The sequence below is a fragment of the Idiomarina aminovorans genome (assembly GCF_023155095.1).
In the GTDB taxonomy this organism is placed as follows: Bacteria; Pseudomonadota; Gammaproteobacteria; order Enterobacterales; family Alteromonadaceae; genus Idiomarina; species Idiomarina aminovorans.
Genome location: NZ_JAKNDA010000004.1, coordinates 187,218 through 211,206, shown reverse-complemented (window position 1 = coordinate 211,206; position 23,989 = coordinate 187,218). Strand labels below are relative to the sequence as shown.

Here is a 23,989-nt window from a genome sequence, read left to right as displayed (position 1 = left end):
ATGCAAGCACTAATTCATTCAACAATAACGACAATACCTAAAGCTGACTGGAACCGCTTATATGGTAGCGATTACCCTTTTACTCGTTACGACTTTTTGCTGGCGCTGGAACAAGGCGGTAGTCTTGGACCGCAGCGCGGCTGGTTGCCTCAGTACGTTGCGGTACATGGTGATGACGACACATTGCTCGCTCTTATGCCTTGGTTTAAGAAAACACACTCGTATGGCGAATACTTGTTCGACTGGGCATTTGCTGAAGCTTTTGAGCGCTATGGTTTTCAGTATTATCCCAAACTGATCAATGCGATACCTTTTACACCTTGTCAGGGCCCGCGACTGGCTACCGCTGAAGGCGTTAACGCCGGTGATGTGCTTGCAGTGATTGAGTCAGGGCTGATACAGGCCCATCAAGTTAGTAACCTGCAAAGCTTGTATGTTGAGCCTGCTCTGAGTAAAACGCTTACCGAAGCAGGCTGGTGGCAGCGTTTTGATATTCAGTTCCTTTGGCAAAACCGCAACTACAGCAGTTTTGATGACTTTTTAGCGGCTCTGGTGTCGCGTAAACGTAAGTCGATTCGCAAAGAGCGTCGCCAGGTTTCTGAGCAAGGTGTGCAAATGCGAACCCTGCAGGGTAGCGAACTAACGGCCGAATTCTGGCAACAGTTCACCTTATTTTATCAGCGAACTTATTTAAAGCGCTCGGGCCATGGCGGCTACTTAACGCCTGCTACGCTTAAATTATGGGGTGAACATTTAGCCGATAAAATCGTTGTTTTTGCGGCCTACCGCGATGAAATAATGCTCGCCGCTTCTTTATGCTTTAAAGATAAAGACACGCTTTACGGGCGTTACTGGGGGTGTCGGGAAGAACTGGAGTTTCTGCATTTTGAGGCCTGCTACTACCAGGGTATTGAGTACTGCATTAATCATGGTTTGAATGACTTTGATGCCGGCGCACAAGGTGAACACAAGTTACATCGCGGTTTTGAACCTATATTGAGGGAAGGGTTTTACCGGTTTAACCTCTCCCCGCTTAATGACGCTATTGATCAATACTGCCGGGATGAACGCACGGCGTTAAGTGAACATTTAACGACTTTACAAGAATACTCGCCTTATAAAGTTAAAAATTAATAAAGCGGCCACACCAATAAAACCATAACCAAGGCAACAGCAGAAACAACCAAGGACAGAGGCAAACCCAGCGTACAATAGTCGCTGAATTTGTAGTCGCCCGGACCCATGACTAAAATATTTGACGGGCGACTGATAGGCGTTAAAAAGGAAACCGCAGCACCACTGCGCTCCAGGAACCTAGTGGGTTACATAGGCAATACTTCCAATACCGCAACGTAAGAACCTTGGCGTTTTTTCGCCGGAGCTTCACCGTTTTCATCGGTATATTCAGCTTCTAACCAGTACATGCCGGGTTCATCCAGAGTGAAAGTAACTTCACCTTTCTTGTCAGTAGAAAGCTTAGTTGGCTGTGACTGGTTGCGATAGCGTTCACCGCCTTTAACTAACACAATTTCAGTGCCGGCAGCGGCTTTGCCATTGATATTGAATTTAAAGGTAATGTTTTCACCGGTGTATAAGTCGTTCGGATGGGTCACTGGTTCAAGTTCCAGACCGCTACCGGTTGGACCCAGAGTGTCATAAGTTGGCGCACCAGAGGTAACAAAAGTCTCTAAACGACGTGAGCGCTCACTCACTTCCAAGTCTTTGGCGTCTTGAGGCACTTCCTTATAGAAGTCTTCTTGGGTTTTTTGAGAACCACGGGGTGGCCAGTATTGGCGTTCTCCCTGATCGTCCACCCAACGTGCTGACAGCCCCGAGCTGGCTGAATAAATGGTGTAAGTGCCTTCTTTTTCCAACTCAATATCAAATACTGAGCGGTATTTACCTTTGTGCCCATTTTCCAGAGTTACTGCTGAGCCGTCCGGGGCCATGGCTTTAACGTGATCTAACCCAAGTGGATAATGGTCGGGATAAAAAATACCATTAGCAATGGCGGCGTCAAAAGTTATCCACTCGGAATCGCCCGATACGACGGTTGCGCTTGGTTTTATCCAGACGCGGTGAGCTTCACTGCTGGTGCTGGCAAATAAGGTCAGAACCGCCAGGCTGGTGGTCAGTACAGAAGATAATTTCATGATTAAGGCTCCAGTGTTAATGATACTCGGCCAAGCTCGTGCTCGCCGGTTTCTGAGATGGATATTGGGCTTTCAATGGGTAAAGATAATGGCAGCCGCAGCATTTCGCGGCCGCCGACTTCACGCGCGGCTTCTACATATAAGTAGTATTGACCGGGGGCAAGTTCAGGTAATTTGGTTAATAAAGGCGTTAAATCGACCCGGTGAGTTCCGGGACGGCGCGTAGCCCCTGAAACACCGTCAATGGGCATGTTTGTCATGCGGCCACTGCGACGCCACCACTGACGCATGTCTTTTAGCCACTTTTCACCTTCATTGTTTTTCAGGTTTACGTCGTACCATACCGCAATGTCGGCGACTCTTTGATTGCGTTTGTTAGCCAACCACACAGCAAGGTAAGGCGCGTGATATTCGGCAACCGACAAACGGGGGATTTCAACGTTAAGTTCATTTTCCGCTGCGTGTGCCGAGCCCATAATAGCAAATAAAGGAATGATGAATCCGGCCAGAACCAGTGGCCAGGTAGACTTTCGGCCTTTGCTGTATTTTTTCAAAAGTAATAACCCCGTAATAGTAAATAAAATGCTGGCAATGGCAAATACATCAATGAATAAGCTCCAGAAAAAGCCTGTATTTCTGGCTTTATGAAGGTCATTGAAGTAAGCAATCCAGCCGCGATCGGTGGTTTCAGAATAAAAAGCACCGCTGCTTAAATCGACACTAAACCAGCTATCCCCACCCGGGCGCGGCATGGCGACATATAATTCGTAGTCGTTCCATTCGATTTCAGCATTTGAATGAATGCTATTTTGCGTCTGGTCTTCGTACCAGTGATGAAAAAAGGTTGGTAAAACATCATTCCCTGATGCATTCGCCAACCCGGTCAAATCCGTTTGTGGGAGAGAACTTTCATGGCTTTCAACACTGGGGGCAGACTCTATCCAGCCAGCATGATTAAGGGTAATTCCGGTTACTGAAAAAAACAGCATACCGATAAGACAAACGGCTGAACTTATCCAATGCCAGTCTTTTAAAGACCATCCTTTACGTCTACCCGAACCTCGAGCCATTCAATTTATTTCCCTTACGAACAATAGTGTATGTATATTATATGAAAGTAATTCTCATTTTCAACTCTTAATGATATAAATTCTCATTTAGGTTTAATTTGTTTATGTTATAATGCATACAAAATCGCCAATGAGGAACAATTATGAGAAGTATCATTGCGGAAAAAGTCACTCAGGTACGCCACTGGAACGATACCTTGTTCAGTTTTAAAACGACTCGCCAGCCGAGTTTTACCTTCGAAAATGGTCAGTTTGTAATGATGGGGCTGCAGCTGGAAGATAAACCGCTGCTCAGGGCCTACAGCATTGCCAGCGCCAACTACGAAGAAGAACTGGAATTTTTCAGTATTAAAGTACCGGACGGAGCGTTGACGTCGCGCCTGCAGCATATTCAGGTCGGCGATGAGATTGTATTGTCAACACGCCCGACAGGAACCCTGGTGAACGGCCACTTACTGCCGGGTAAGAATTTATATTTATTAAGCACAGGAACTGGTTTAGCGCCTTTTATGAGCGTGATTAAAGATCCGGATATTTATGAACAATACGACAAAGTTGTATTGGTTCACGGCGTGCGCTGGGTTTCTGAGTTAGCGTATCAGAAAGAGATTGGTGAAGACTTACCGAATAACGAGTACTTTGGTGACTGGGTTCGTGAAAAATTAATTTACTACCCAACCGTTACCCGCGAGCCGTTTCGTGATGAAGCTCATCAGCAACGAATTACCGAGCTGTTGAAATCGAATACTCTGACAAAAACGATTGGCTTACCGGACATTAATCCAGAACACGACCGCTTTATGTTATGCGGTAATGACGCTATGCTTCAGGATCTCATGGTGATTCTCGATGAACGGGGTTTCAGCAAAGCAACATCGCGTAAGCAGGGCAGCTACGTGATAGAGCAGGCCTTTATTGAAAAATAAAAAGTATTGAAAAATAAAAAGTATCGAAAGGTAGGCGTAACGGAGAATGAATGCAATCTTGGCCGCAAGTTTTACCGTTACCCTACCCAAGTCCGCGCAATCATCTCTGGTTGAAGCGTAACCCCTGGTTTGAAAATGAACTGATCCCAGAATTAAAACAGCGAGTGAACGAACTGCTTTGACTTCTGACAGGCAAGCCGATAGCTTTAGCTGCTTATAACAATTACTAATAAAAAATGGGTACGGATAGCCCTTTATGAACCCACGAAAATGGCGAGTATGGCACCGTTGGCTATCGCTTATTGTCGGCTTGCAGCTGTTGGTATGGAGTATTGGCGGTGCCTAAAGCGTAGTATTATGGTTCAGCTTATCGGGGCTGATTTTATTAGGTAGAAGCCTAAAGCGCTGGCAGTTGTTTTAATTTTTTACCACCACCGCCCCACTTCTTGGCAGTAGTCCTTATAAGCTTCACCAAAAGTTTCGGTCAGAATGCGCTCTTCCGGTATGATTTGAAAACGGGTCATGTAGCCCATGTACAACGCCAGCCCCCACAAAGAAAACACACTCCCCAGATAAACACCCCAGGCCATCAGCAAAAAGAAGAAACCTAAATACATCGGGTTACGAGTTCGCTGGTAAATGCCGCTCGTGACCAGTTCTGTACTTTTGGTCGGGTCTCGTGGGTCGACTGTGGTCTGGGCGCGACGAAAGCCAATAATTCCCAGTAAGGGCAATAAAACCCCTAATGCCAGGAGAAAAATGGCCGCGGCGCGCTGACCGACATAAAATTGATTAAAAGCTTCGGTATAATGAGCCGTTAACCACATTAGGCCGGCAACGACTGCAACAACCAGCACCGGCGGTACTTTGAGTTCAAGTGATTTCATGGCAAAGTGGCTTCCTTTTCGGCAAAGATACGAAAAACGATGAGTGATACCTCTAAGATTATTGAGCAAACACAATGCTGGGTGCAACAGCTGATTGTAAAGTACAACATCTGCCCATTTGCGCGACGCGAAGTTGAGCGGAAAAGTATTTGTTATATTGTAGCCGAACAGATTAAGCCGCAGGCTGTTCTGCAGCAGCTTCTGGATGAGGCTGAACACCTGGATACGACACCCGAAACTGAAACCACACTGCTTATTCTGCCGTCAGGGTTTGAAGGTTTTTATGATTTCCTGAACCTGGTGGATATTGCCGATGCTCTGTTTATAGATGAAGGGTATGAGGGTGTTTATCAGTTGGCACACTTTCATCCCGATTATTGTTTTGACGGCGAACCGCAGGAAGACCCCGCAAACTATACTAACCGGGCACCTTATCCCACCCTGCATCTGTTGCGGGAAGCCAGCATTGAACAAGCGTTGGAAGACTACGATGACCCCGAATCGATCCCGGAGCGCAATATAGAATTTGCGCGGCGTAAAGGAACTGAGTTTTTAAATCAATCTTGACTGTTTAGTCTGGGCGGATGAAAGTCATAATTGGCTTGTTTTAAAAATAAGTTCATAAATGGTTTGACTCACTGTGGAATGAGCGTACACTCCAAAGTGTCGGATAGAAAGACAGTTAGTTAAAAAACTCCACTTCGTTGACCTATTATTAATAATACCATCGTCCTGCAGTTCTAAGTTCTTGTTTTACCCGCACCATCGGTCTAAAAGACCACTTACTTAAAATTTACAGGAAGATATATTATGTCTGATAAAATTATTGGTTCAGTAAAATGGTTTAACGAAGCAAAAGGCTTCGGTTTCATCGAACGTGAAAACGGCGCAGACGTTTTTGCGCATTTCAGCGCTATTTCTAGCGACGGTTTCAAAACCTTAACTGAAGGCCAGCGCGTTGAGTTCGCAGTAACTCAAGGCCCTAAAGGTCCTCAGGCTGAAAACATCGTAGCGCTGTAATAACGCGCCTCGAAGTCTAAAAAAGGGCAACCCGAGGGTTGCCCTTTTTTGTGCCTGTTTTTTTACTAACGGTTGGTTAACCAGAGTGTTAAGCCAATTCCAATGGCCATGCCCAGTAACAATGTAACTAACATGGGTAGTGCATCCAGCCAGCTTGGCGAACGCTGTGGTTTTAATGTGTTATTAGTGCTTGCCTTAGCGATAGTATCCAGTTCGATAACTTGTCGTTCAATTTCGTACACACTGCACAAAGCCGCAACGGTTTCCTGGGACGCAAAGCCGTCTTTTTCCACGCGCTGTATTGTGCGTAAACTCACGGCGCAGGCGTCTGCCAGGTGTTGCTGAGTCCAGCCCCGGCTACTTCGTAATTCTATGACTTTAGCGGCATCAATTTGCATAGCTTACCCCATCACTTTTAGTGCTATGGTCGCAGCTACATAACCAAAAGCCATGCCGGCCAGAAAAAAGATAACAAGGTTACGAATAAAAACTTTTTTATTATCGAATGCTGAACGACTTTTGGTTTCTATGATCTTTCCATTCGTCATCAGACTGCATTCCACTTTGCATAAAAGAAAGCCTGTAACGTTAAAGTGCAGTTCATAGTGAGTGTCGTCAATAACAAACTTATGGCGGCTGGATAAACCCAGTTTGCGCTTTTTTGATACGCATACCTCGTCGACTAGAATCTCTTCTTTACCGGTAAGGCTGGAGGCATTGGCGGTAATAGTATGGCTATTATGCTCAAACTCGAAGTGATAAGATAAATACAGTTTTTCACTCAGTGATTGCTTCATCAAATTTTCCTTTTCATTTTATATAAAGAGTACACCGTTCGTGTGGTGAATAAAGCTACCAGTTGCAGAAAAATAGCGTGACGTCAGTTTTGAGTCTGTCATATGACAATGGCCTGTCGTATTGCTCTGAGGTCTTTTGTAACGTGTAAATGCGAGTAAAGCCGCGATCTAAAATAAGCTTTTGTTACGTAAACTCAGGCAACAAAACGCTCAAGGAGGTCGATGATGAAAGTTGCAGTAATAGGCGCTAACGGAAAAATTGGTCAGCATTTGGTTGAACAGATGCAACAGGCAAAAACACATGAGGTTATTGCGGTGGTGCGCAAGGAAGATCAGCAAAAAGCCTGGGAAGGCCGGGGCGTTACTGCCAAACTGGGTGATTTAGAAGGCCCCGTTTCACAACTGGAGGAACTGCTTCAGGGCGTTGATGCCGTGGTCTTTACTGCAGGCTCAGGTGCCAACAACGGTGATGATAAGACGCTGTTGGTAGACTTAGATGGCGCCGTAAAAACTATGGAAGCTGCTGAAGCTGTGGGGGCTCAACGTTTTGTTATGGTCAGTGCCTGGCAGTCTAATAACCGCGAGAACTGGGCTGATGCTTTATTGCCTTACTATGCAGCTAAACACTATGCCGACCGAGAGTTAATGCGCACCAAACTTAACTGGACTATTGTTCGTCCTGGCGCTTTAACCGATGAAGCAGCCACTGGTAAAGTCGTTGTTGGTGAGTCATTAGCGCCTGGCTCCGTGCCCCGCGAAGATGTGGCCAGTGTTATACGTCGTTGTCTGGATGAAAAAGGTACCGAGCTCAGAGCTTTCGACTTAATGTCGGGTGACAGTGAAGTAGAGCATTCATTACAATCGATGAAAGAAATGGCTTAAAACTTCGATAGTCCGTTCAGTTTTCACCGGTATATTGTCTTTAATGGGTAACACCGCGTGTACACTGTACGGACTGCCTTCCCACTCTGGTAACAAACGCAGTAAATGCCCGCTTTCAATATAATGCTTAATTTCCGCCTCCGGGAGTAGCGCATAACCGACTCCGTCGAGGGTTAACTGGACAACGGTCTGCATGTTGTTTAACAAGATTTTAGGTTTTGGAAAATCTTGATTTGGTAAGCTCGATATATGTCCAATAAAACAGGCTTCAGGTAATTCTTCAAAGGTATTAATTAAACGCTTGGCGGCGGAATGCTCAGCCGCAATGCAAGGCACCATATGCCAGTCAGCCAAATGTCTTGCGTATAAGTTTGAATCAGCCAATGGGCCAATACGAATCGCAAGGTCAGCTCCGGCTGTGATCAAATCGATTGGCTCATCGGTCATATGCAGTTGAAAGCTTACGTTAGTAAATTCTTGCTGCAGTTGCTTTAACGGTTCGCTGAGCAAACCGCCACCAAAGCCTACCGGGGCAATAATCTTTATTTTTCCTTGAGGCTGGTTTGTCAGCTGGTCCCAACGCTCTTGATTTTTTTCAGCAATAGAGAGCATATCCAGACAAGACTGGTAGAACACTTGGCCCGCTTCTGTCAGTGATAGCGAGCGTGTGTTGCGATGAAATAACGAAATACCGTTGTCATTTTCCAGTCGTTGTAGCTGCTGGCTAATAGCCGATACTGTCATATGTAGTTCATTTGCTGCGGCGCTCATGCTGTTCAGTTCTACCGTACGAGTAAAAGCTTTTAATGAGCGAATCATTTTAGGATTCATGGGTTAAGTCCTGCTAAAAGAGCTTTCAATATTTTTGAAATTGCTGTTCGCATAGTAACAGTTAAAATCGCCAATGAAAATAATTCGCATTTAATATTCATTAGGGGATGGACATGAATCGCAGTACCAGCAGCTTGAAATTGAGCATTTTAGCATTAACGGTAGCATCAGCTGTAGGAGTTGCTCAGGCTCAGGAACAGGAAAAGTCAGACAGAAAGCATCATAAGCATAAAGATATGGAAGTCATGGTGGTCACTGCTTCGGGTGTTGCCCAGCACATTAAAGAGGCCCCGGCGTCCATCTCTGTTATTGACCGAAAAGACCTTTCCCAGCGTTTTTATAAAGACTTAACCGACGCAATGACTGATGTTCCGGGGGTTATTGTGACCGGTGGCGGCGACCGTCAGGACATTAGCCTGCGCGGTATGGGTGCCGATTATACCCTCATTTTAGTCGATGGTCAGCGTCAAAGCTCGCGCGAGACTCGTCCAAACAGTGACGGTCCCGGCGTTGAAGGGGCATGGACACCACCATTGGCAGCTATTGACCGTATTGAAGTGATTCGTGGACCCATGTCGTCACTTTATGGCTCGGATGCTATCGGTGGCGTTATCAATATTATTACCCGTAAAACACCGGAAAAATGGCGTTCCGAAATTCGCATCGATGGCACCCTGCAGGAACGCTCAGAGTCGGGAAACAGCTATCAGACCAACTTATTTACCTCCGGCTCGTTAATTAAAGATACGCTTGGCATTCAGTTGTCCGCCGGTTATACGCGCCGTCTGGAAGATGAGATTGTGTCTGGCTACCGGGATAAAACCGCAGAAGATGCTGACGTAAAATTGGCTTACACACCCAACCGAGATCATGAAATTTTGTTTGAGGTGGGTACCGCTAAGCAAAGTATCGATGCTTCTGTCGGCAAAACTATCGAGCCGCTTGCGCCAGGCGAAGAATGCGGGCGTTGGGGGTGTCCTGAGTCATCATCGACAGAGTACGATAATAACAGCGTATCGGTTGCGCATAATGGGCAGTGGGGACTGGTTGGCGCCCGCAGTTACCTAAAACGCGACAAGTATGAGAATAAAGCGCGTCTAATGACCATTACCAATACCGACTTTCAGAGCCACTGGAACGTACCCTTGCTGGAAGAGAGTTCAATGAACCTTGGTGTGGCTTATCAAAAAGAAGAACTGGAAGATTTAACCAGTAATCAGGTCAGTGATCGCACTCACATTGAAGGTTCTCAATGGTCTGCATTTGCAGAAACAGCCTGGCCGATATTTAATGACTTTAACCTGACTACCGGTGTTCGTTACGATGACGATGATATCTTTGGTGGGCATTGGAGCCCGCGTGTTTACGGCGTGTATACATTAAGTAAAGCAACCACCATTAAAGGGGGTGTTTCCACCGGATTCCGTGCGCCGGGTTTGCGTGAAACAACAGCTGACTGGGGTCAGGTCAGTCGTGGCGGTAATATTTACGGTAATCCTCAGTTGGAGGCTGAAACCTCAACCAACTACGAGCTGGGTTTATACACGGACTGGGGGCGTCGTAGCTCAACCTCTATAACCGTTTTCTATAATGAATTTAATGATAAAATTACTCGTGTTGCTTGTCCTGAAAGTATTTGCGATGCAGGGGCTAACCAATTTGGCTCTTTACCAACCACGCGGGTGAATGTTGATGAAGCTTTTACCCGGGGCATTGAAATGACACTAAGCACGCATTTCAGCAGAGAATGGTCACTGAAAGGTAACTACACTTATACCGACTCTGAGCAAAAATCGGGTGAGTACAAAGGCGAACCCCTGAATCAGTTACCTAAGCACCTGGTACAGACCTCAATTAACTGGAAGCCAAATAAGCGCTGGAACAGCTGGTTACGCGTGCATTATCGTGGTGAAGAGAGCCAGCCGACGACCGGACCGTCGCAGGGCTCCCTGGTTGCTCCTTCTTATACACTGGCTGATCTTGGTGTGAATTACTTTGTTACGCGTGACTTAAAGCTGGCGGCGGGTATTTATAACTTATTCGACAAGGAAATTGGCGTAGAAGAGTACGGCTATGTCGAAGACGGCCGACGTTTATGGTTGTCAGCCGCCTACAGTTTTTAAGCCGCTATAAAATGTTGTTTAAGGCTATGCCAATACCGAAACGAGTCTGTTTGTGGTTGTAATCAACCAGGCTCTCTCCGTAACCGGTAAATATTGAGGTATAGCCAATAAACTTACCGCCAAGAGGGAAAGTCCAGTTGAGTTCGGCTGACCCTCTGCCAGTATCAATGGCGTGGCGGAGCTTTAGAATGTATTCGAAATCACCATCGTTATAAGCGGTGGTGAATTCATAGTCGCCAACGTAATCGGTAATATTTGGGTTATCATCTCCGCTGGACTCCATTGGTTCGGTTTTCTCATCTTCCTGAAACCTTAGCCAGGGTTTTAATGAGAAAACGAAGCGGCCTTTTTCTACCACAAATTGCATATAACCACGGTTCCAGCTACGAGACAGAGGCTGGCTGCGGCCATTAGATAGATGCTCTATACCAAACGCCAATCCGGTATTGGTGCCAAAAGGGTGCCAGCCGGTTGGTGTGGCATAAAAAAGCTCGGGCATGTAATTGGTTTCGCGGAAGGGCTTAGAAATATCATCGGAATACACCTGCCACCAGGACTGTATGGTTAAACCGAACAGCAGTTGGTCGTCCTCAAACAGTAAGCTTTCTTTATTAAAAGGTATTTTAAAACTGACCTGAAACTTAGCTTCATAGTCTTCCAGATTTTCTTGGTAACCTTCAACGTCTGCGTACTGTAAGCTATTAATATTGTTGCTGGTAATAACCGGTAACAAATAATTACGGCGGTGCGGCGTTAAAACGTAGGGGTCAAACTGAGTGACTTGCTCGCTTTTTAAGCGGTTGGTTAAAGCGCCGGGTTTTTCAACAGCATCGACCTGAACAATGTCTTCGTTGTCGGCAGAGCCCAGTTGTTGCTTACACTGAGAGCGGATGTCTGCAATGGTGGTGTCGGCTTTGGTAGTGTTCAGTTTATCCAGCAGACATAGCTGCCTCTCAGAAAGCTCCTGCGCCTGGACATTCACCGTTGCTATGGCGGTAACTCCCGATGCAATTATCCAATTCCATTTTTTCATAGCGTAAGGCTCCTTAATTGAGAACCCTCGTACTATAGCGTAATCAGAGGTGTTAGATCACTTGTTTACAAATCAGAGCCCGAAGAAAAGTCTTTGGGCTCTGCAGTCATTTGCTCTTTAGAAATTATGGACTACGGATAAATTAGCGGTACGACCGCGCAGGTTGTATTGAGTCATATCGTAACCGTAAGCCCCGGCAGAAGGGTCAAAAGGCGGCTGCTCATCGAACAGGTTGCTAATATTTAACGTTAACTGAGTATCACTAAAGCCTTGATAAACCAGTTGTGAGTCAACTTGCCAGTAACTGTCAACTTTTTGGTCTAAGCCCGGATTACTGCTTTGGGTTGCCACTTGTTGCTTATAGCTGCTGGTGTAATTGAGGCTGACGCTCCACTGCCAGTCACTGACAAGCCAACGCGCCTGGTTATTGCCTTTCCACTTAGGTAGCGCACCGTGAATATTACCGGCGGCACCATCAACCGGTTCCTGACCGGCTATTAAGGCTTGCTCATATTCCAACAGCCGTGACCAGTTGCTCTGAAACTGGAGCGTTGACTGATTTAATGCCAGTTGGTATGTGGCATCAATATCAAACCCACGGGTAGAACGGGTGCCCTGGTTCTTATATTGATTACTGATAATTTGCAGGCGTCCGGCGTCGTCGCGCTGGATGCGATCCGCGTATTGGTCTTCATTATCGACAATAAACTGTGCGTTATCGGGCGCTATAATGTCGTCTTGTTCAATTTCAAACAAGTCCAGCGCAATACTGGCACCTTTTTGTGGCGACCAGATAATGCCGGCATTAATATTGGTTGAACGTTCGGCATCAAGTCCGGAGTTGCCGCTGCGAATTTGAGTAAAGCCGCGGCGCACACCCGGGTCGATGGGGTCATTAGGGTCAATAACCGAGCCGTAGCTAATGGTGTTACTTTGCGCTATTTCCGGCAGTGACGGCGCGCGGAAGCCCTTTGACCAGGAGCCCCGAAGCAGCCAGTCGTCGCCCAAAACATAGTGGAATGCCAGTTTCGGTGACCAGGCTGAACCAAAATCATCATAATGATCGTAGCGGCCAGCCAGGTTCACGTTTAGGTTCTTTATAACCGGAACGTCCAGCTCGACAAAGCCCGCAGCCACCTGTCGCTTGCCTTTAACCAGATTGATAGCGGGGCGCAGTTCGGTACCTGATAACACCTCGGGCGAGGTTCCTGCATCCATCTCTTCTTCACGCCAGTCCGCGCCAAAGGCAATGCTTAACGGGCCGGTGTCCAATTCGGTTAGGACGGTGCTGGCATTAGCGTTAATACTGTTAAGTTCATAAAAGCCCGGACGACGGGTATCGATACGTAATGCGTCAATGGTTTCCGGGTCGTTGCTGCCGTTAAAGAAGTCATACTCGCCGCTGGCCAGAACGTCTTCAAAACTGTAGCGATTAATAAAGTTGTCCACATATTCGCGCTGGCGGCTTTGTGAATTCAGCACATTGACCGACCAGTCCCAGTCTAGCCCCCGGTAGTTAACGCCGGCCAGAAAGCGATGAAAGTCCTGCTTGTTGGCTTTTACGCGCTCACCTACATCAAAGAAGGTGTACTCAAAAGGTAAAGGTTGCGCGCCCGGGTTGTCCGGGTGCCCAACCGGCAATTCGACCGGAATATCAACTAAGCTGCCGGTGCTCTGGTCATAAGCTCTTAACCCTGCACCAACGCTCAATGGTGCGCCAAATACATGGCTTGAACGGTTATTGCTGTATAAAAAGTCGCTGTAGGCTTGCAGGTCATTAGTTAGCTGCAAGGTGCCCTGTAAAGAGAACTGATGCCGCTCAACTTCTGGCTGTAGCGTGTTGTAGGGCTGAGCGTTAAATGCACAGACCTGGCCTTCGGCACCGGGGGTAAAGTCGCTTCGGTCTCTTTTATCAGACTCGCCAGGGCAGTTTTCAAACGCCTGAGGGTTTTGTGGGTCACTTAAATAATTGCCACCCTGCGACGACCAACCCGCTAAACGCCCGCCTGGCTTATTGCGAAAGTCACCCGAGCGGGTAAAGTCCCTGTCACTGGCGTTCAACCGTTCGCGGGTCAGATAGTCGTAGCTGAATGTCAGGTTGTAGCCGTCGTCTGCTATATCGCCAAACCCACTGATAACGCCCGCACTGTATTGCGTTAAAGAGCCTTCGCTGGCGCCGCCTATGCCAGCACGGAACTGCGTGCTTTGTACGTTATTGCGCAGAATAATGTTGATAACGCCAGCAATAGCATCCGAGCCATAGACCGCAGATGCACCGTCTTTTAATACCTCAATGCGCTCTACCGCGCCTAAAGGCAAAGCGTTTAAGTCAACGAAAGTGTCCTGAGTACCCAGTGCAAAGCCGTAGTTAGATACCCGCTGGCCATTCACCAGAATAAGCGTGTTTTTTGGGCTTAGTCCACGTAAGCCAACCGATGCCGACCCCGCCGAAAAACTGCTGGTGTACTGCTCATCGTAACTGTTTCCGGTATTCACCGTTAAGTCGCGCAACAAATCCGTCAGCGTAATTTCACCGCTGGCAGCGATGTCACTGGCGTCAATAATTTGTAATGGTGTGGCGTCTTCGCTTTGAGCTCGTTTGATGTAAGACCCGGTTACACTAATGCGTTCCAACTCGGAGCTAGCATCGTTGGCTAACAGAGTTGGGGATGCCGATGCAGCGATAAGCCCAGCGGCAACAGTTGATAACTTAAAGAGCTTTGATTTCATTAAATACCTCATAGATTGAATGAAAAGACGTTTGGACGTCTAAACGGCCATTTAGCATAAATGAGATGAGTACCTGAGGTAAAGCGGAATTTTGGTTTGGGGGAATTATCGATTGCTCGATGTTCTGTGAGTTGTCTATGTATTCGCAATTCAGTAGTTATTTTTTGTTGACGTATTGATAATTATTTAGGTTTAATGTTGAAATATTGTTTTGGCTATTGTTATCGTAATTTCAACAAACGGCTGGAAGTAATAAGTCATGAGTAACGAAGGGCTTTTTCGAAGCAATGCTATAAAAGCACAAGCCAATCAGCTGGATGGTGATGTAATAGTCGCTGAGCCGGTATACTTACTTCATATTTATTAGCTGCTTGAGGTTTTTATGAAAATTAAATCAATTCTAGTATCTTTGATTGTGCTTGTTCTTATAGCCGTGTTAATTGTTGAATCTGAGATCTTTTTTGATCGTGACCTTTCTTACTATTGGTTTGGTGCCATTTGTGTAATTGTATACATTTTTACCAAACGCTGGTTAGACAAGGAGAAAGAATAAAGCTCTCAAAGGAATAACGTTTAATAATTCCTGAATTCTAAAATGGTTCGCTTGCGCTTACCCCGAGCTCGAAACTGTTGGGCTAACGCCGTTTTAGCCACTCAAGTGGTTTAATCAATTCGGGTTCTTCGTACCTCTAACCAACCCAGACTTTAACCCTATTCCGACCGGACTCTTTAGCCTGGTACATTGCTTTATCCGCTTTGTTTAAAGCAACCTCTCCATCAGCATCTTCTAATTGCGAGGTTGCGATGCCTGCGCTTATTGTTACTTGACCAGCTTTGTGGTGATCGAAATCGGCAACAGCCGTTTTAATTTTCTCGGCAACAAGCACCGCGTTTTCAGATGTATCGGGTAATAAAACAACAAACTCTTCACCGCCTAAGCGTGCTACTAAATCGGTTTCGCGCATCGTTTTTTTCATGGTGGCTGCAATTTGTACGAGCACGTAATCTCCTGTGCTATGCCCATAGCTATCGTTTATCTTTTTGAAATGGTCAACATCCATCAGAATAATCGAAAATGGGTTTTGAGAGCGTTGCATGCGTTTAAATTCTTTACTTAATGCCTCGGTAAACGCCAGACGGTTGAATATTTTGGTGAGAGGATCGTGTCTAAGTGAATGCTCCAACTCTTGGTTGGCAATAGCGAGTTCTTCGGTTCGTTGCCTAACGCGCTCTTCAAGTAAACGATTACTTTCTTCAAGCTTTTGCTTTCGGCGAATTAAGGTATCGGTCATACCCCTTAGTGAGTGACTTAACTGCTCCAGCTCGTAAAGACCTGTATTCACTTGAATAGGGGTGGCTTCTTCTCCTTTTTCTATTCGGTTTGCAACGCTGACTAAATGTGCAATGGGCTGACTGAAGCGATTAGCTAACCCATAGGAGAGAAAAACGGCAATGAGTACCACCACTAAGCCCGCAATGATTATTGTTCGTTGCAGATCGTTGATACTCTTTAGCGCAATTTCCTGGGGCTGTCGGATAACAATTTGCCAGCCTAAACCCTTTTCGTCGTTACCATCGACACTTTCGACACTGGTTAAGTAAGATTTACCTGACCAGAATAGCGATGAAAATTGACCTGCCTCAGGCAAATCAGTAGGTAGCGTAACGTCTTCAATCGCATCGAACGGATGAATAATTTGCCCTTGCCGATTTAAAATGAGTGCTTCAATGGATTGGTGAGCGTTATCGCCGGGTAAAAAGTTTTGCACAACGTTATGTACCCAGGACCATGAAGCATGAGTTGCGACTACACCGCGGACATCGCCATTTTGGGAATAAATAGGTGAGGCGAAGTCAACAAAGCGAAGAGGTTCGTCAGGCGTTTCATTAGAAAGTTCTTTTGCCAGAAAAACGGCTTCGTGAGCATCACCGATGTAATCGCCTTCAAGCCCTTTATTAAACCATGGACGTTGCGTTACAGACTGACCTTCAAGTAGGCCATCGGCTGTTGCGGTTACTTTGCCATCAGCATTGGCAATTCCAATCCAGGCATAGTAAGGGTAGTTTTCTTTAACTAAGTTTAACTGTTGCTCAATAATCGGGGCATTGAGTTCGGAGTGAACTAATTCACTGCGCTTGCTCAGTAAACGAACTTCGCGCATCCGTTCGTCTAAGGTTTGGCCTAAATTGTGGGCTAATCCTTTGCCTATAACGCTGAGTTCTTTACCTCGTTCCTGAACGATTATTTGTGTAGCAGCATGACCGATATATAAAGCCACAGCTATTGCAACTATCAGTACCAGCCCTCCGAACAAAGAAGTCAGCCGGTTCTGCAGTTTAGAAAACCACTGAATATTCACACCTCCGACCCACAGGCAAAACCGCTACTCCAAGCCCACTGGAAATTAAAGCCTCCCAACCAGCCGGTGACATCCAGCACTTCACCAATAAAGTATAGACCGGGTTGCTTCTGGCTTTCCATGGTTTTAGAGCTGACTTCGTCTACGTTTACGCCGCCTAAGGTCACTTCGGCAGTGCGGTAGCCCTCGGTGCCGTTGGGTTTTAGTTGCCAGTGGTTAAGGTTATCGGCTATGGCCTGAAATTGTGCATTAGAAGTATCGGCCAGTTTGTTGCTCAGCGGCCATTGGTGGTGCTCGGCTAGTGCGGTTACTACCCGCTTGGGGAAATGTTGCTGCAATACCGTATTGAGCTGGGTTTTGGGTTGTTGCTGCTGTTGCGTTTTCAGCCACTCAAAAGCGTTTGTGTCGGGCAGTAAGTTAATGGTCACCGCTTCGCCGGGCTGCCAGTAGGAAGACACCTGCAAAATAGCCGGGCCGCTCACTCCGCGATGGGTAAACAGCATGGCCTCACGAAAGTAACCGTCGTTGGCTTCAGCGGTTACCGGCACGGCTACGCCGGAAAGCTCTGCGAAACGCGCTTTTTCGTCTTCCTGCAGGGTAAATGGTACTAATCCGGCTCGCACTGGCACAATGGAATGCCCAAACTGCTCGGCAATTTGATAACCCAGTGGCGTAGCACCTAATTTGGGCATGGATAACCCACCACAAGCTACCACCAACTTATCGCAACGGTATTCGCCCTTGCTGGTTTCTATTCGGTACTTACTGTCATGTTCGACCGAAATAACCTCGGTGCGCAATTGCACTTTGGCACCATGACGGTCGCATTCACTCATTAACATGCGCACAATATCTTTGGCTGACTGGTCGCAGAATAACTGACCTAAAGTTTTTTCATGGTAGCCAATGCCGTGTTCAGCCACTAGGCCAATGAAATCCCATTGGGTGTAGCGACTGAGTGCCGACTTACAAAAATGTGGGTTAGAGGAAATAAAGTTTTCCGGAGCGGTGTGCATATTGGTGAAATTGCAGCGCCCGCCACCGGAAATTAATATTTTTTTGCCGGCCTGTTTGGCGTGATCAATGACCAGTACCGACTTACCTTGTTTGGCAGCGTGAGCAGCGCAATGCAGACCCGCCGCGCCGGCACCGATAATAATCACATCCCAGTTCGACATTATTTTTGCAATTGCTCCAGTACGTACTCGGCCTTGCTCACTTCAAAGGTTTTATCATCTTCTACAAACAGCTCTTTTACGTTGCCGTCGGAGATAATCATGGCGTAGCGCTTAGAGCGAATGCCGCCAAAACTGCCGGTATCCATGCTAAGGCCCAGCATTTGGTTATACGCGCCATTGCCGTCGGACAATAACCGAACCTTTTCTCCGATCCCTAAGGACTCGCCCCAGGCTTGCATCACAAAAGCATCGTTTACAGCCACACAATTAATACTTAAAACGCCTGCCTCAGACAGTGCTTCAGCGTGTTCTACATAACCCGGGAGATGTTTCTCCGAACACGTCGGAGTAAAGGCGCCAGGTACCGAAAACAGTACGTGTGTGCCCTTGGCAAAAATTTCTGCCGGATCGTAGTTTTGAATGCCAAGGTCACCTTTGCTGGTGAGTGAACCTGATGGAATTTTATCGTTTTCTTTAATTTGCTGACTCATTGAACCCTCGTTTTATGTAAACATCGAAACGATGCTTTTTACTCTTAATTTGACTGTTTGGTTCACGCCCGGCCAGAAAAGGTGCGCTATTCGGACGTTTTACCACCACCCGGTATTTGGCCAGAGCCATTGCTGGTTCCAGCAAATTATCGGCGTCTTCGTCACTGCCGACCAGCTGCTGGAACATTTGCATATCTTTTTTGACTTGTGCCTTTTGTTTACCGGTTTTTGGGTACATCGGGTCTAGATAAACCACATCCGGCTCATGGGTGAACCCCTTGCCCGTCAGCAGGTTGTCGGTGCCGATTAAATGCATACGCTGGCAGGTTTCGCCAATAAAGTCAGCTTCTTGCTGTGCACGTTGTAAGCCATTGTCGAGCAGAGCCGCGACAACCGGGTGGCGTTCTATCAATTGTAAGTTACAGCCTAACCCGGCGAGTACAAAAGCATCCCGACCCAGTCCTGCAGTCGCATCCACAATCGACGGCTGAAACTGTCCGCTGACACCAACGGCTTTGGCGATGGCTTCATTTTTTAATTGAGTATGCTGTGCCCGGTAGGCTGCTTTGCCTTGATGAAAGTCGACCACCAATGGTGACATTTTCTGTGGGCTTTGCAGCCAGTGTAGCTCTAATATGCCGTCGTTTAACCAAAGCTGGAAAGCATCGTTGTCTGCGGCTTCAGAAGTAAGCCCCCAACGGCCGGCAATTGTCTTCGCTGCGATGTTGTCAGCATCGCTGTTAGCCAGAACGGGAACGCGAAATTTGGCTGTCACTGCGCGGCCTTACGTTGCATATCAATGTGTGGAATATCGTCTTCCAGATATTCTTCACTTATGGGTTCAAAGCCAAAACTCCGGTAAAACTTCAGCAAGTAAACCTGAGCGCCGACGTGAATTGGCGCTGTTGGGGCGCATTCTTCCAGGTAATCAATACTGCGCTGCATGACTTCAATACCCAGTTTCTGGCCGCGCACGTTTTCGTGTGTTATTACCCGGCCAATACGCGAATAGCCGGTGTCTGCCGTTGCCAGATATAAACGGGCATAAGCGACCATCTCACCGGCGTTATTGCGGGCGTACAAATGCAGGGCTTGCTCGTCCGCGCCGTCGGCGTCCAGGTAAGGGCAGGTTTGCTCTACCACAAAAACTTCCTGCCGAAGTTTCAGCAAGTCGTAGAGATCATGCAGCGAAAGGTTATTAAATGCTTTTAAGTACCAGTTCATGTGCCTACTTTCTTCAATGAGTTGCTAAGAGAAACCACGTTACTTTTATTCATTTCAGTATCGTATAACGCCAGTAATTCGGCTACTGGTTTGCGACCGTCGCTCTTTTGACTGATGCTGCGCGACACTGACAAGCTGCTGATATCGGCATGCTTGTACAAGGCGCGGGTAAGCTCGGTGTCATGGTTGCTGATCAGTACCGGAATTTTTCGTTTTTGAGCAACTCTTTTAGCGCGGCGAGCCAGTTCGCCCTGATCCGTCAGGCCAAAACCGCCGGTGGCGTAGCTGGTAAAGTTAGAGGTCTGGTCCAGCGGTGCGTAAGGCGGGTCACAGTAAATCACATCACCCAGACGAGCGCGGCGAAATACCTGCTCAAACGGGCGGCAAATAAACTTAGCTTTGCGGGCTTTCTCGGCAAAATGCTCGAGTTCCTTTTCCGGAAAATAGGGTTTGCGATAGTCACCAAACGGCACGTTGAAAATGCCTTTGCTGTTATAACGGCACAAGCCATTGTAGCCGTGGCGATTCATATACAAAAACAGCAAAGAACGAAAATAAGGGTCACTACTGGCGTTAAAAGCCGCGCGCAGAGCGTAGTATGCATCGGCTTGATTATTTCGGTCGACAAACAGCTTGCGGGCGTCCTGAATAAAGGTTTTCGGGCGTCGCTTTACAAACTGATACAGGGTAATGAGGTCCTGATTAATGTCATTTAGCAGGTAGCTGTCGTAGTCGGTATTCAGAAACACTGAACCGGCACCAACGAAAGGCTCGATGAGCTTTTTACCTTGCGGCAAGCGTGCTGTTATCGGCTCGATAAGTGAGTACTTACCGCCTGCCCATTTTAAAAATGCCCGATTCTTCTTCATGCGCCGGCCGTTGGTTTATCCTTAAGGGATTGTAACCCAAAGGCCGGCGCATGAAAATTACTGACTGCCCGATTCGTCAGGCTACTCAGCAGAGATATCGCTTTGCACACTGGCAAAGGATTTAGCCCAGGGTTCCATTTGTTGCACGGCAGCAGGTAACTGAGTGGTTGCTGCCCGCGCTTCGCCAATGCTTGGGTAGCTGCCAAAAATAACCACATAGCGCTGGTCGGCACGCTGGTAAACCTGGGTATTGTCCATAATATTGTAATCATTACGGAAATCACGCAGTAACTGTGGGTCACTGATAATACTGATTTGCAGGGTGTAGTTGCTGGTGCTCTGCTCCAGTGCCCATTGTGTCTGAAATGGCAGTGTGCGCTGAGGTTGTGGTTCAGGTTGTTCTGCTTTAGCTTGCGGTTCTGGTTCAGCGACAACGGTTTTAATGCCAGCTTCAGCCGCCGACGGTTGGTCAGATGAACCAATGGGCTCTGCTTCCCGGAGTTGCTGTTGCTTCATAAACCCGAGTGAAATTTCTCCTTCTGTCACTTCAGAAGCCGCGACAGTATTTAATGTGCCTAAAGCATTACGATAAGAGGCTGCTAACTCCGCCGGAACGAGTTCCAGTGAACGTTCCGTTAAGGGCTCAAAGCTTGGCAGACTGGAGGTTTGCTCGTCTTCTTTGGGTGCCGTCGGAATAGCGGTCTCAGCCTCGTTATTAACTGTTTCTTTGTCTGGCGCTTCTACTGCAGAAGCGGCCTCAGGATTCACTTGCTGCCAGTAAGCGGTTAGTTGCTCCTTATTCAGAAAACCGACAAAAGCCAGGCTGATAACAGCCGCAATCACCATGATAGGCAAGACGCGCATTTTGCGTTGTTCGCGAGATTCTGACTTCGCACTTTGCTTGGTTTTTTCCGGCTCGTTATGGTCGACAGCACCTTCTACATGAGTATCTTCAGCATTTGTATCGCGGTAACGAGCTGCCTGCGTAGTCAGTGTTAACTGCAGGCGTTGCTGAATTTCACCGGGAAAACCGTGAATGGAGTTCAAAAATTGCTGAATGCGCTCTAAGTTCCAGAAACTGCGTTGTTTTTCCGGCAGTAAAGCCTGCACAAAACGAATTTGCTCGTCGTGGCTAAGCGGCTGGATCTCAATCATGGTTGGTCCCTGCACACGTAAATGAGGTGCCGGACGCTGCTGTTGCGCCCAGCGACTGTCGCCGGTAACAATAATGCTGGTGCGCTGGCCTATAGCGCTTAATTGGGCAACCGTTGAAATACATTCCGCTAAAAAGCTTTCGGACAGTTGCTCGCCGTTATCAATAACAATAATGGCGTGACTAAGGGGGCGTTGACGCTGCATCTGACGGCTAAGTGACTCGTCGTTAATGCTGATAGTACCAAACAGTTGATTTAGAATTTGAGCACGAACGCGGTCGTTAGTAGAACGTTGGTTGGCATTGATGAAAGCGACCTCAGCGTAGTCTGACGCCTGTTCAAGAAAGACTTCCGCAATAGTGGTTTTGCCGCTGCCTTCTTTGCCGTGCAACATAATAAGCGACAGGCTTTGTTGGCAATGTTGGTGGAGCTGGTCAATAACCTGCTGTTGGCTCGGTTTGGTTTTTACCGGCGCAGCAACAATATGTTGTGTGGTTGCAAGTGCTTGCATCTGTCTGTTCCTGTCTGTCAGCCGAATAGAGATAACGCTCAGGCGTTAGCAACATTCAGTGATCACAGCAGCAATGGTATGGTGTTCTATGGCACTGACAACTTCAGCTTTGCCAATAGCGACCGGAAGAACAAAATGCAGCTGACCGTCTTTAACTTTTTTGTCGCGCTGCATGTAGTCTAACCAGTCCAGCCAGGGCATTTGCGGGCCCTGAGTCGGCAAGCTAAGTGCCAGCAGTAAATCTTTAATGCGTCGAAAATCTGACGAATCGAGCCGCTGTGTCACTTCTGACAGCTTAGATGCAATTATAATGCCAGCAGCTACGGCTTCGCCATGTGTCCAGGCGCCATATTCGGTCGCGGCTTCAATAGCATGACCAAAAGTATGGCCTAAATTCAGCAATGCCCGCAGCCCTTTTTCGCGCTCGTCCAGCGCGACAACTTCGGCTTTAATTTCGCAGCTGCGTTGAATAGCGTAGGTGAGTGCGGCCGGGTCTTGCTGGTTTAATTCCGCGGTATGCTGCTCCAGCCACTGGAAAAAATCAGTATCGTAAATGACACCATATTTAACGATTTCAGCTAAACCGCTACGGTAGTCACGGTCGGTCAGTGTTTGCAGACAGTCAATATCAATAACCACCGATTTAGGCTGATAAAAAGCGCCAATCAGGTTTTTGCCCTGCGGATGATTTACCGCTGTTTTACCGCCAACGGACGAATCAACCTGAGACAACAAAGTGGTCGGAATTTGGTAAAAGTCGACACCGCGTTGAAAGGTTGACGCCACAAAACCGGCTAAATCACCTACCACGCCGCCGCCTAAGGCAATGATGCCACAGTCGCGGTTAAAGCCTGCGTCTATCAGAATATCCATGGCCTCGGCGTAGCTGTCCAGGCTTTTGAACTGCTCTCCGTCGCGCATTTCAAACACTTTGACCTGATGACCGGCAAGTGTATTTAATAGTGGATCTAAATAGTATTGGCTGACGGTCGGATTGGTGATGACCAGTAATTGCTGATTAAGCTTATGCGGAAGGTTTTCTACATAGTTTGATAACAGGGCGTTACCAATGTAGATGGTGTAGCTGCGTTCACCTAAAGAGACGTTAACCTCAGCCATGAACGCAGCTCCTGATAATTACCCGAGACCGTTTATGGATTCGAGCTGAGCGATAATGTCGTTGACCACAAACTTTGCACTTTGCTCATCGGTTTGCACCGTAATGTCAGCAATTTCTTCGTACAATGGGTTACGTTCTTGTGCCAGTTGCTCAAGAACTTCACGTGGGTCTTCAGCTTCGGCAATTAAAGGCCGGCGTTTATCGCGCTGAGTACGAGCCAACTGTTTCTCAATAGGTGTTTTTAAATAAACAACAACACCCCGGGCCGACAAGCGATTGCGACTTTCTTTGCTAATGACCGAGCCGCCACCCGTTGCTAAGACAATACCTAAGTTCTCGGTGAGCTCTTCGATCACTTTTTCTTCACGTGCGCGAAAGCCTTCTTCACCCTCAAGCTCAAAAACCCAACTGATTTCGGCACCGGTACGGCGCTCAATTTCAGAGTCTGAGTCGTAGAACTCTAAATGTAATTGTCTGGCGATTTGACGGCCAATCGTACTTTTGCCAGCCCCCATGGGCCCAACAAGAAAAATATTACGTTTCTCAGCCATATTCCTGCTTACATCATTGATTAAAATTAGCTGTAAATCACGAATCCGGAGTGTCTGGAGACGCTCCCCAACTCAACGA

The 23,989-nt window shown here is 47.3% G+C and carries 24 protein-coding genes; 7 read left to right on the top strand and 17 right to left on the bottom strand.

Going from position 1 to position 23,989, the window contains the following annotated elements; all coding sequences use genetic code 11:
- Complete coding sequence (locus tag L8G48_RS09565; protein ID WP_248264385.1) at positions 1-1,134, top strand: GNAT family N-acetyltransferase; 1,134 nt, start codon at positions 1-3, stop codon at positions 1,132-1,134.
- Positions 1,135-1,322: 188 nt separating this feature from the next.
- Here the strand turns inward: L8G48_RS09565 and L8G48_RS09560 are convergent, their stop codons facing one another.
- On the bottom strand, positions 1,323-2,153 hold the full coding sequence (locus tag L8G48_RS09560) for a DUF4198 domain-containing protein (protein WP_248264384.1): 831 nt from the start codon (positions 2,151-2,153) through the stop codon (positions 1,323-1,325).
- Between the two features lie 2 nt (positions 2,154-2,155).
- Positions 2,156-3,223: a PepSY-associated TM helix domain-containing protein gene (locus L8G48_RS09555; protein ID WP_248264383.1), complete on the bottom strand. Its 1,068-nt coding sequence runs from the start codon at positions 3,221-3,223 to the stop codon at positions 2,156-2,158.
- A gap of 143 nt (positions 3,224-3,366) precedes the next feature.
- On the opposite strand from L8G48_RS09555, the gene L8G48_RS09550 reads away from it, so the two are divergent.
- Positions 3,367-4,149 carry a ferredoxin--NADP reductase gene (locus L8G48_RS09550; protein WP_248264382.1) on the top strand — a complete coding sequence of 261 codons (783 nt, stop codon included), beginning with the start codon at positions 3,367-3,369 and terminating at the stop codon, positions 4,147-4,149.
- Between the two features lie 50 nt (positions 4,150-4,199).
- On the top strand, positions 4,200-4,331 hold the full coding sequence (locus tag L8G48_RS09545) for a uracil-DNA glycosylase family protein (protein ID WP_348983652.1): 132 nt from the start codon (positions 4,200-4,202) through the stop codon (positions 4,329-4,331).
- 243 nt (positions 4,332-4,574) lie between these two features.
- Here L8G48_RS09545 and L8G48_RS09540 read toward each other — a convergent pair whose 3' ends face one another.
- Positions 4,575-5,036, bottom strand: a complete 462-nt coding sequence (locus L8G48_RS09540) for a methyltransferase family protein (protein ID WP_248264381.1) — start codon at positions 5,034-5,036, stop codon at positions 4,575-4,577.
- 39 nt (positions 5,037-5,075) lie between these two features.
- On the opposite strand from L8G48_RS09540, the gene L8G48_RS09535 reads away from it, so the two are divergent.
- The gene (locus L8G48_RS09535) at positions 5,076-5,603 is read left to right on the top strand and encodes a DUF1415 domain-containing protein (RefSeq protein ID WP_248264380.1); all 528 of its coding nucleotides are present in this window, start codon (positions 5,076-5,078) and stop codon (positions 5,601-5,603) included.
- A 243-nt stretch (positions 5,604-5,846) separates the two neighbouring features.
- Positions 5,847-6,056 (top strand): cold-shock protein, encoded by a 210-nt coding sequence (locus L8G48_RS09530; RefSeq protein ID WP_248264379.1) that lies wholly within the window; start codon positions 5,847-5,849, stop codon positions 6,054-6,056.
- A gap of 65 nt (positions 6,057-6,121) precedes the next feature.
- Here the strand turns inward: L8G48_RS09530 and L8G48_RS09525 are convergent, their stop codons facing one another.
- Complete coding sequence (locus L8G48_RS09525; protein ID WP_248264378.1) at positions 6,122-6,454, bottom strand: helix-turn-helix transcriptional regulator; 333 nt, start codon at positions 6,452-6,454, stop codon at positions 6,122-6,124.
- A 3-nt stretch (positions 6,455-6,457) separates the two neighbouring features.
- The gene (locus L8G48_RS09520; protein ID WP_248264377.1) at positions 6,458-6,853 is read right to left on the bottom strand and encodes a hypothetical protein; all 396 of its coding nucleotides are present in this window, start codon (positions 6,851-6,853) and stop codon (positions 6,458-6,460) included.
- A gap of 222 nt (positions 6,854-7,075) precedes the next feature.
- On the opposite strand from L8G48_RS09520, the gene L8G48_RS09515 reads away from it, so the two are divergent.
- Positions 7,076-7,735, top strand: a complete 660-nt coding sequence (locus L8G48_RS09515) for an SDR family oxidoreductase (RefSeq protein ID WP_248264376.1) — start codon at positions 7,076-7,078, stop codon at positions 7,733-7,735.
- On the opposite strand, the gene L8G48_RS09510 is transcribed toward L8G48_RS09515, so the two are convergent.
- Complete coding sequence (locus L8G48_RS09510; protein WP_248264375.1) at positions 7,709-8,566, bottom strand: LysR family transcriptional regulator; 858 nt, start codon at positions 8,564-8,566, stop codon at positions 7,709-7,711. The two genes, L8G48_RS09515 and L8G48_RS09510, sit on opposite strands and share 27 nt — an antisense overlap.
- Before the next feature lie 113 nt (positions 8,567-8,679).
- Between L8G48_RS09510 and L8G48_RS09505 the strand changes: the two genes are divergently transcribed.
- Positions 8,680-10,689 (top strand): ligand-gated channel protein, encoded by a 2,010-nt coding sequence (locus L8G48_RS09505; protein ID WP_248264374.1) that lies wholly within the window; start codon positions 8,680-8,682, stop codon positions 10,687-10,689.
- A 4-nt stretch (positions 10,690-10,693) separates the two neighbouring features.
- On the opposite strand, the gene L8G48_RS09500 is transcribed toward L8G48_RS09505, so the two are convergent.
- The 11 genes from L8G48_RS09500 to aroK form a co-directional block, all read right to left on the bottom strand.
- Positions 10,694-11,722 carry a phospholipase A gene (locus L8G48_RS09500; RefSeq protein ID WP_248264373.1) on the bottom strand — a complete coding sequence of 343 codons (1,029 nt, stop codon included), beginning with the start codon at positions 11,720-11,722 and terminating at the stop codon, positions 10,694-10,696.
- Positions 11,723-11,839: 117 nt separating this feature from the next.
- The gene (locus tag L8G48_RS09495) at positions 11,840-14,452 is read right to left on the bottom strand and encodes a TonB-dependent receptor plug domain-containing protein (protein ID WP_248264372.1); all 2,613 of its coding nucleotides are present in this window, start codon (positions 14,450-14,452) and stop codon (positions 11,840-11,842) included.
- A 689-nt stretch (positions 14,453-15,141) separates the two neighbouring features.
- Positions 15,142-16,812, bottom strand: coding sequence for a sensor domain-containing diguanylate cyclase (locus L8G48_RS09490; protein WP_248264371.1), 1,671 nt, complete (start codon positions 16,810-16,812; stop codon positions 15,142-15,144).
- On the bottom strand, positions 16,809-17,990 hold the full coding sequence (locus L8G48_RS09485) for a BaiN/RdsA family NAD(P)/FAD-dependent oxidoreductase (RefSeq protein ID WP_248264370.1): 1,182 nt from the start codon (positions 17,988-17,990) through the stop codon (positions 16,809-16,811). The genes L8G48_RS09490 and L8G48_RS09485 overlap by 4 nt, the downstream gene beginning before the upstream one ends.
- Complete coding sequence (locus L8G48_RS09480; protein WP_248264369.1) at positions 17,990-18,481, bottom strand: peroxiredoxin; 492 nt, start codon at positions 18,479-18,481, stop codon at positions 17,990-17,992. The genes L8G48_RS09485 and L8G48_RS09480 overlap by 1 nt, the downstream gene beginning before the upstream one ends.
- A complete protein-coding gene (locus L8G48_RS09475; RefSeq protein WP_248264368.1) occupies positions 18,465-19,256 on the bottom strand; it encodes a class I SAM-dependent methyltransferase in 792 nt (263 codons plus the stop codon). Before L8G48_RS09475 ends, L8G48_RS09480 begins: the two co-directional genes overlap by 17 nt.
- Positions 19,253-19,705: a GNAT family N-acetyltransferase gene (locus L8G48_RS09470; protein ID WP_248264367.1), complete on the bottom strand. Its 453-nt coding sequence runs from the start codon at positions 19,703-19,705 to the stop codon at positions 19,253-19,255. The genes L8G48_RS09475 and L8G48_RS09470 overlap by 4 nt, the downstream gene beginning before the upstream one ends.
- On the bottom strand, positions 19,702-20,574 hold the full coding sequence (locus tag L8G48_RS09465) for a Dam family site-specific DNA-(adenine-N6)-methyltransferase (protein WP_248264366.1): 873 nt from the start codon (positions 20,572-20,574) through the stop codon (positions 19,702-19,704). The genes L8G48_RS09470 and L8G48_RS09465 overlap by 4 nt, the downstream gene beginning before the upstream one ends.
- Positions 20,575-20,655: 81 nt before the next feature.
- Positions 20,656-22,239 (bottom strand): AAA family ATPase, encoded by a 1,584-nt coding sequence (locus L8G48_RS09460; protein ID WP_248264365.1) that lies wholly within the window; start codon positions 22,237-22,239, stop codon positions 20,656-20,658.
- A 45-nt stretch (positions 22,240-22,284) separates the two neighbouring features.
- Positions 22,285-23,358: a 3-dehydroquinate synthase gene (gene aroB / locus L8G48_RS09455; RefSeq protein WP_248264364.1), complete on the bottom strand. Its 1,074-nt coding sequence runs from the start codon at positions 23,356-23,358 to the stop codon at positions 22,285-22,287.
- 18 nt (positions 23,359-23,376) lie between these two features.
- The gene (gene aroK / locus L8G48_RS09450) at positions 23,377-23,910 is read right to left on the bottom strand and encodes a shikimate kinase AroK (RefSeq protein WP_248264363.1); all 534 of its coding nucleotides are present in this window, start codon (positions 23,908-23,910) and stop codon (positions 23,377-23,379) included.
- Positions 23,911-23,989 lie beyond the last annotated feature (79 nt).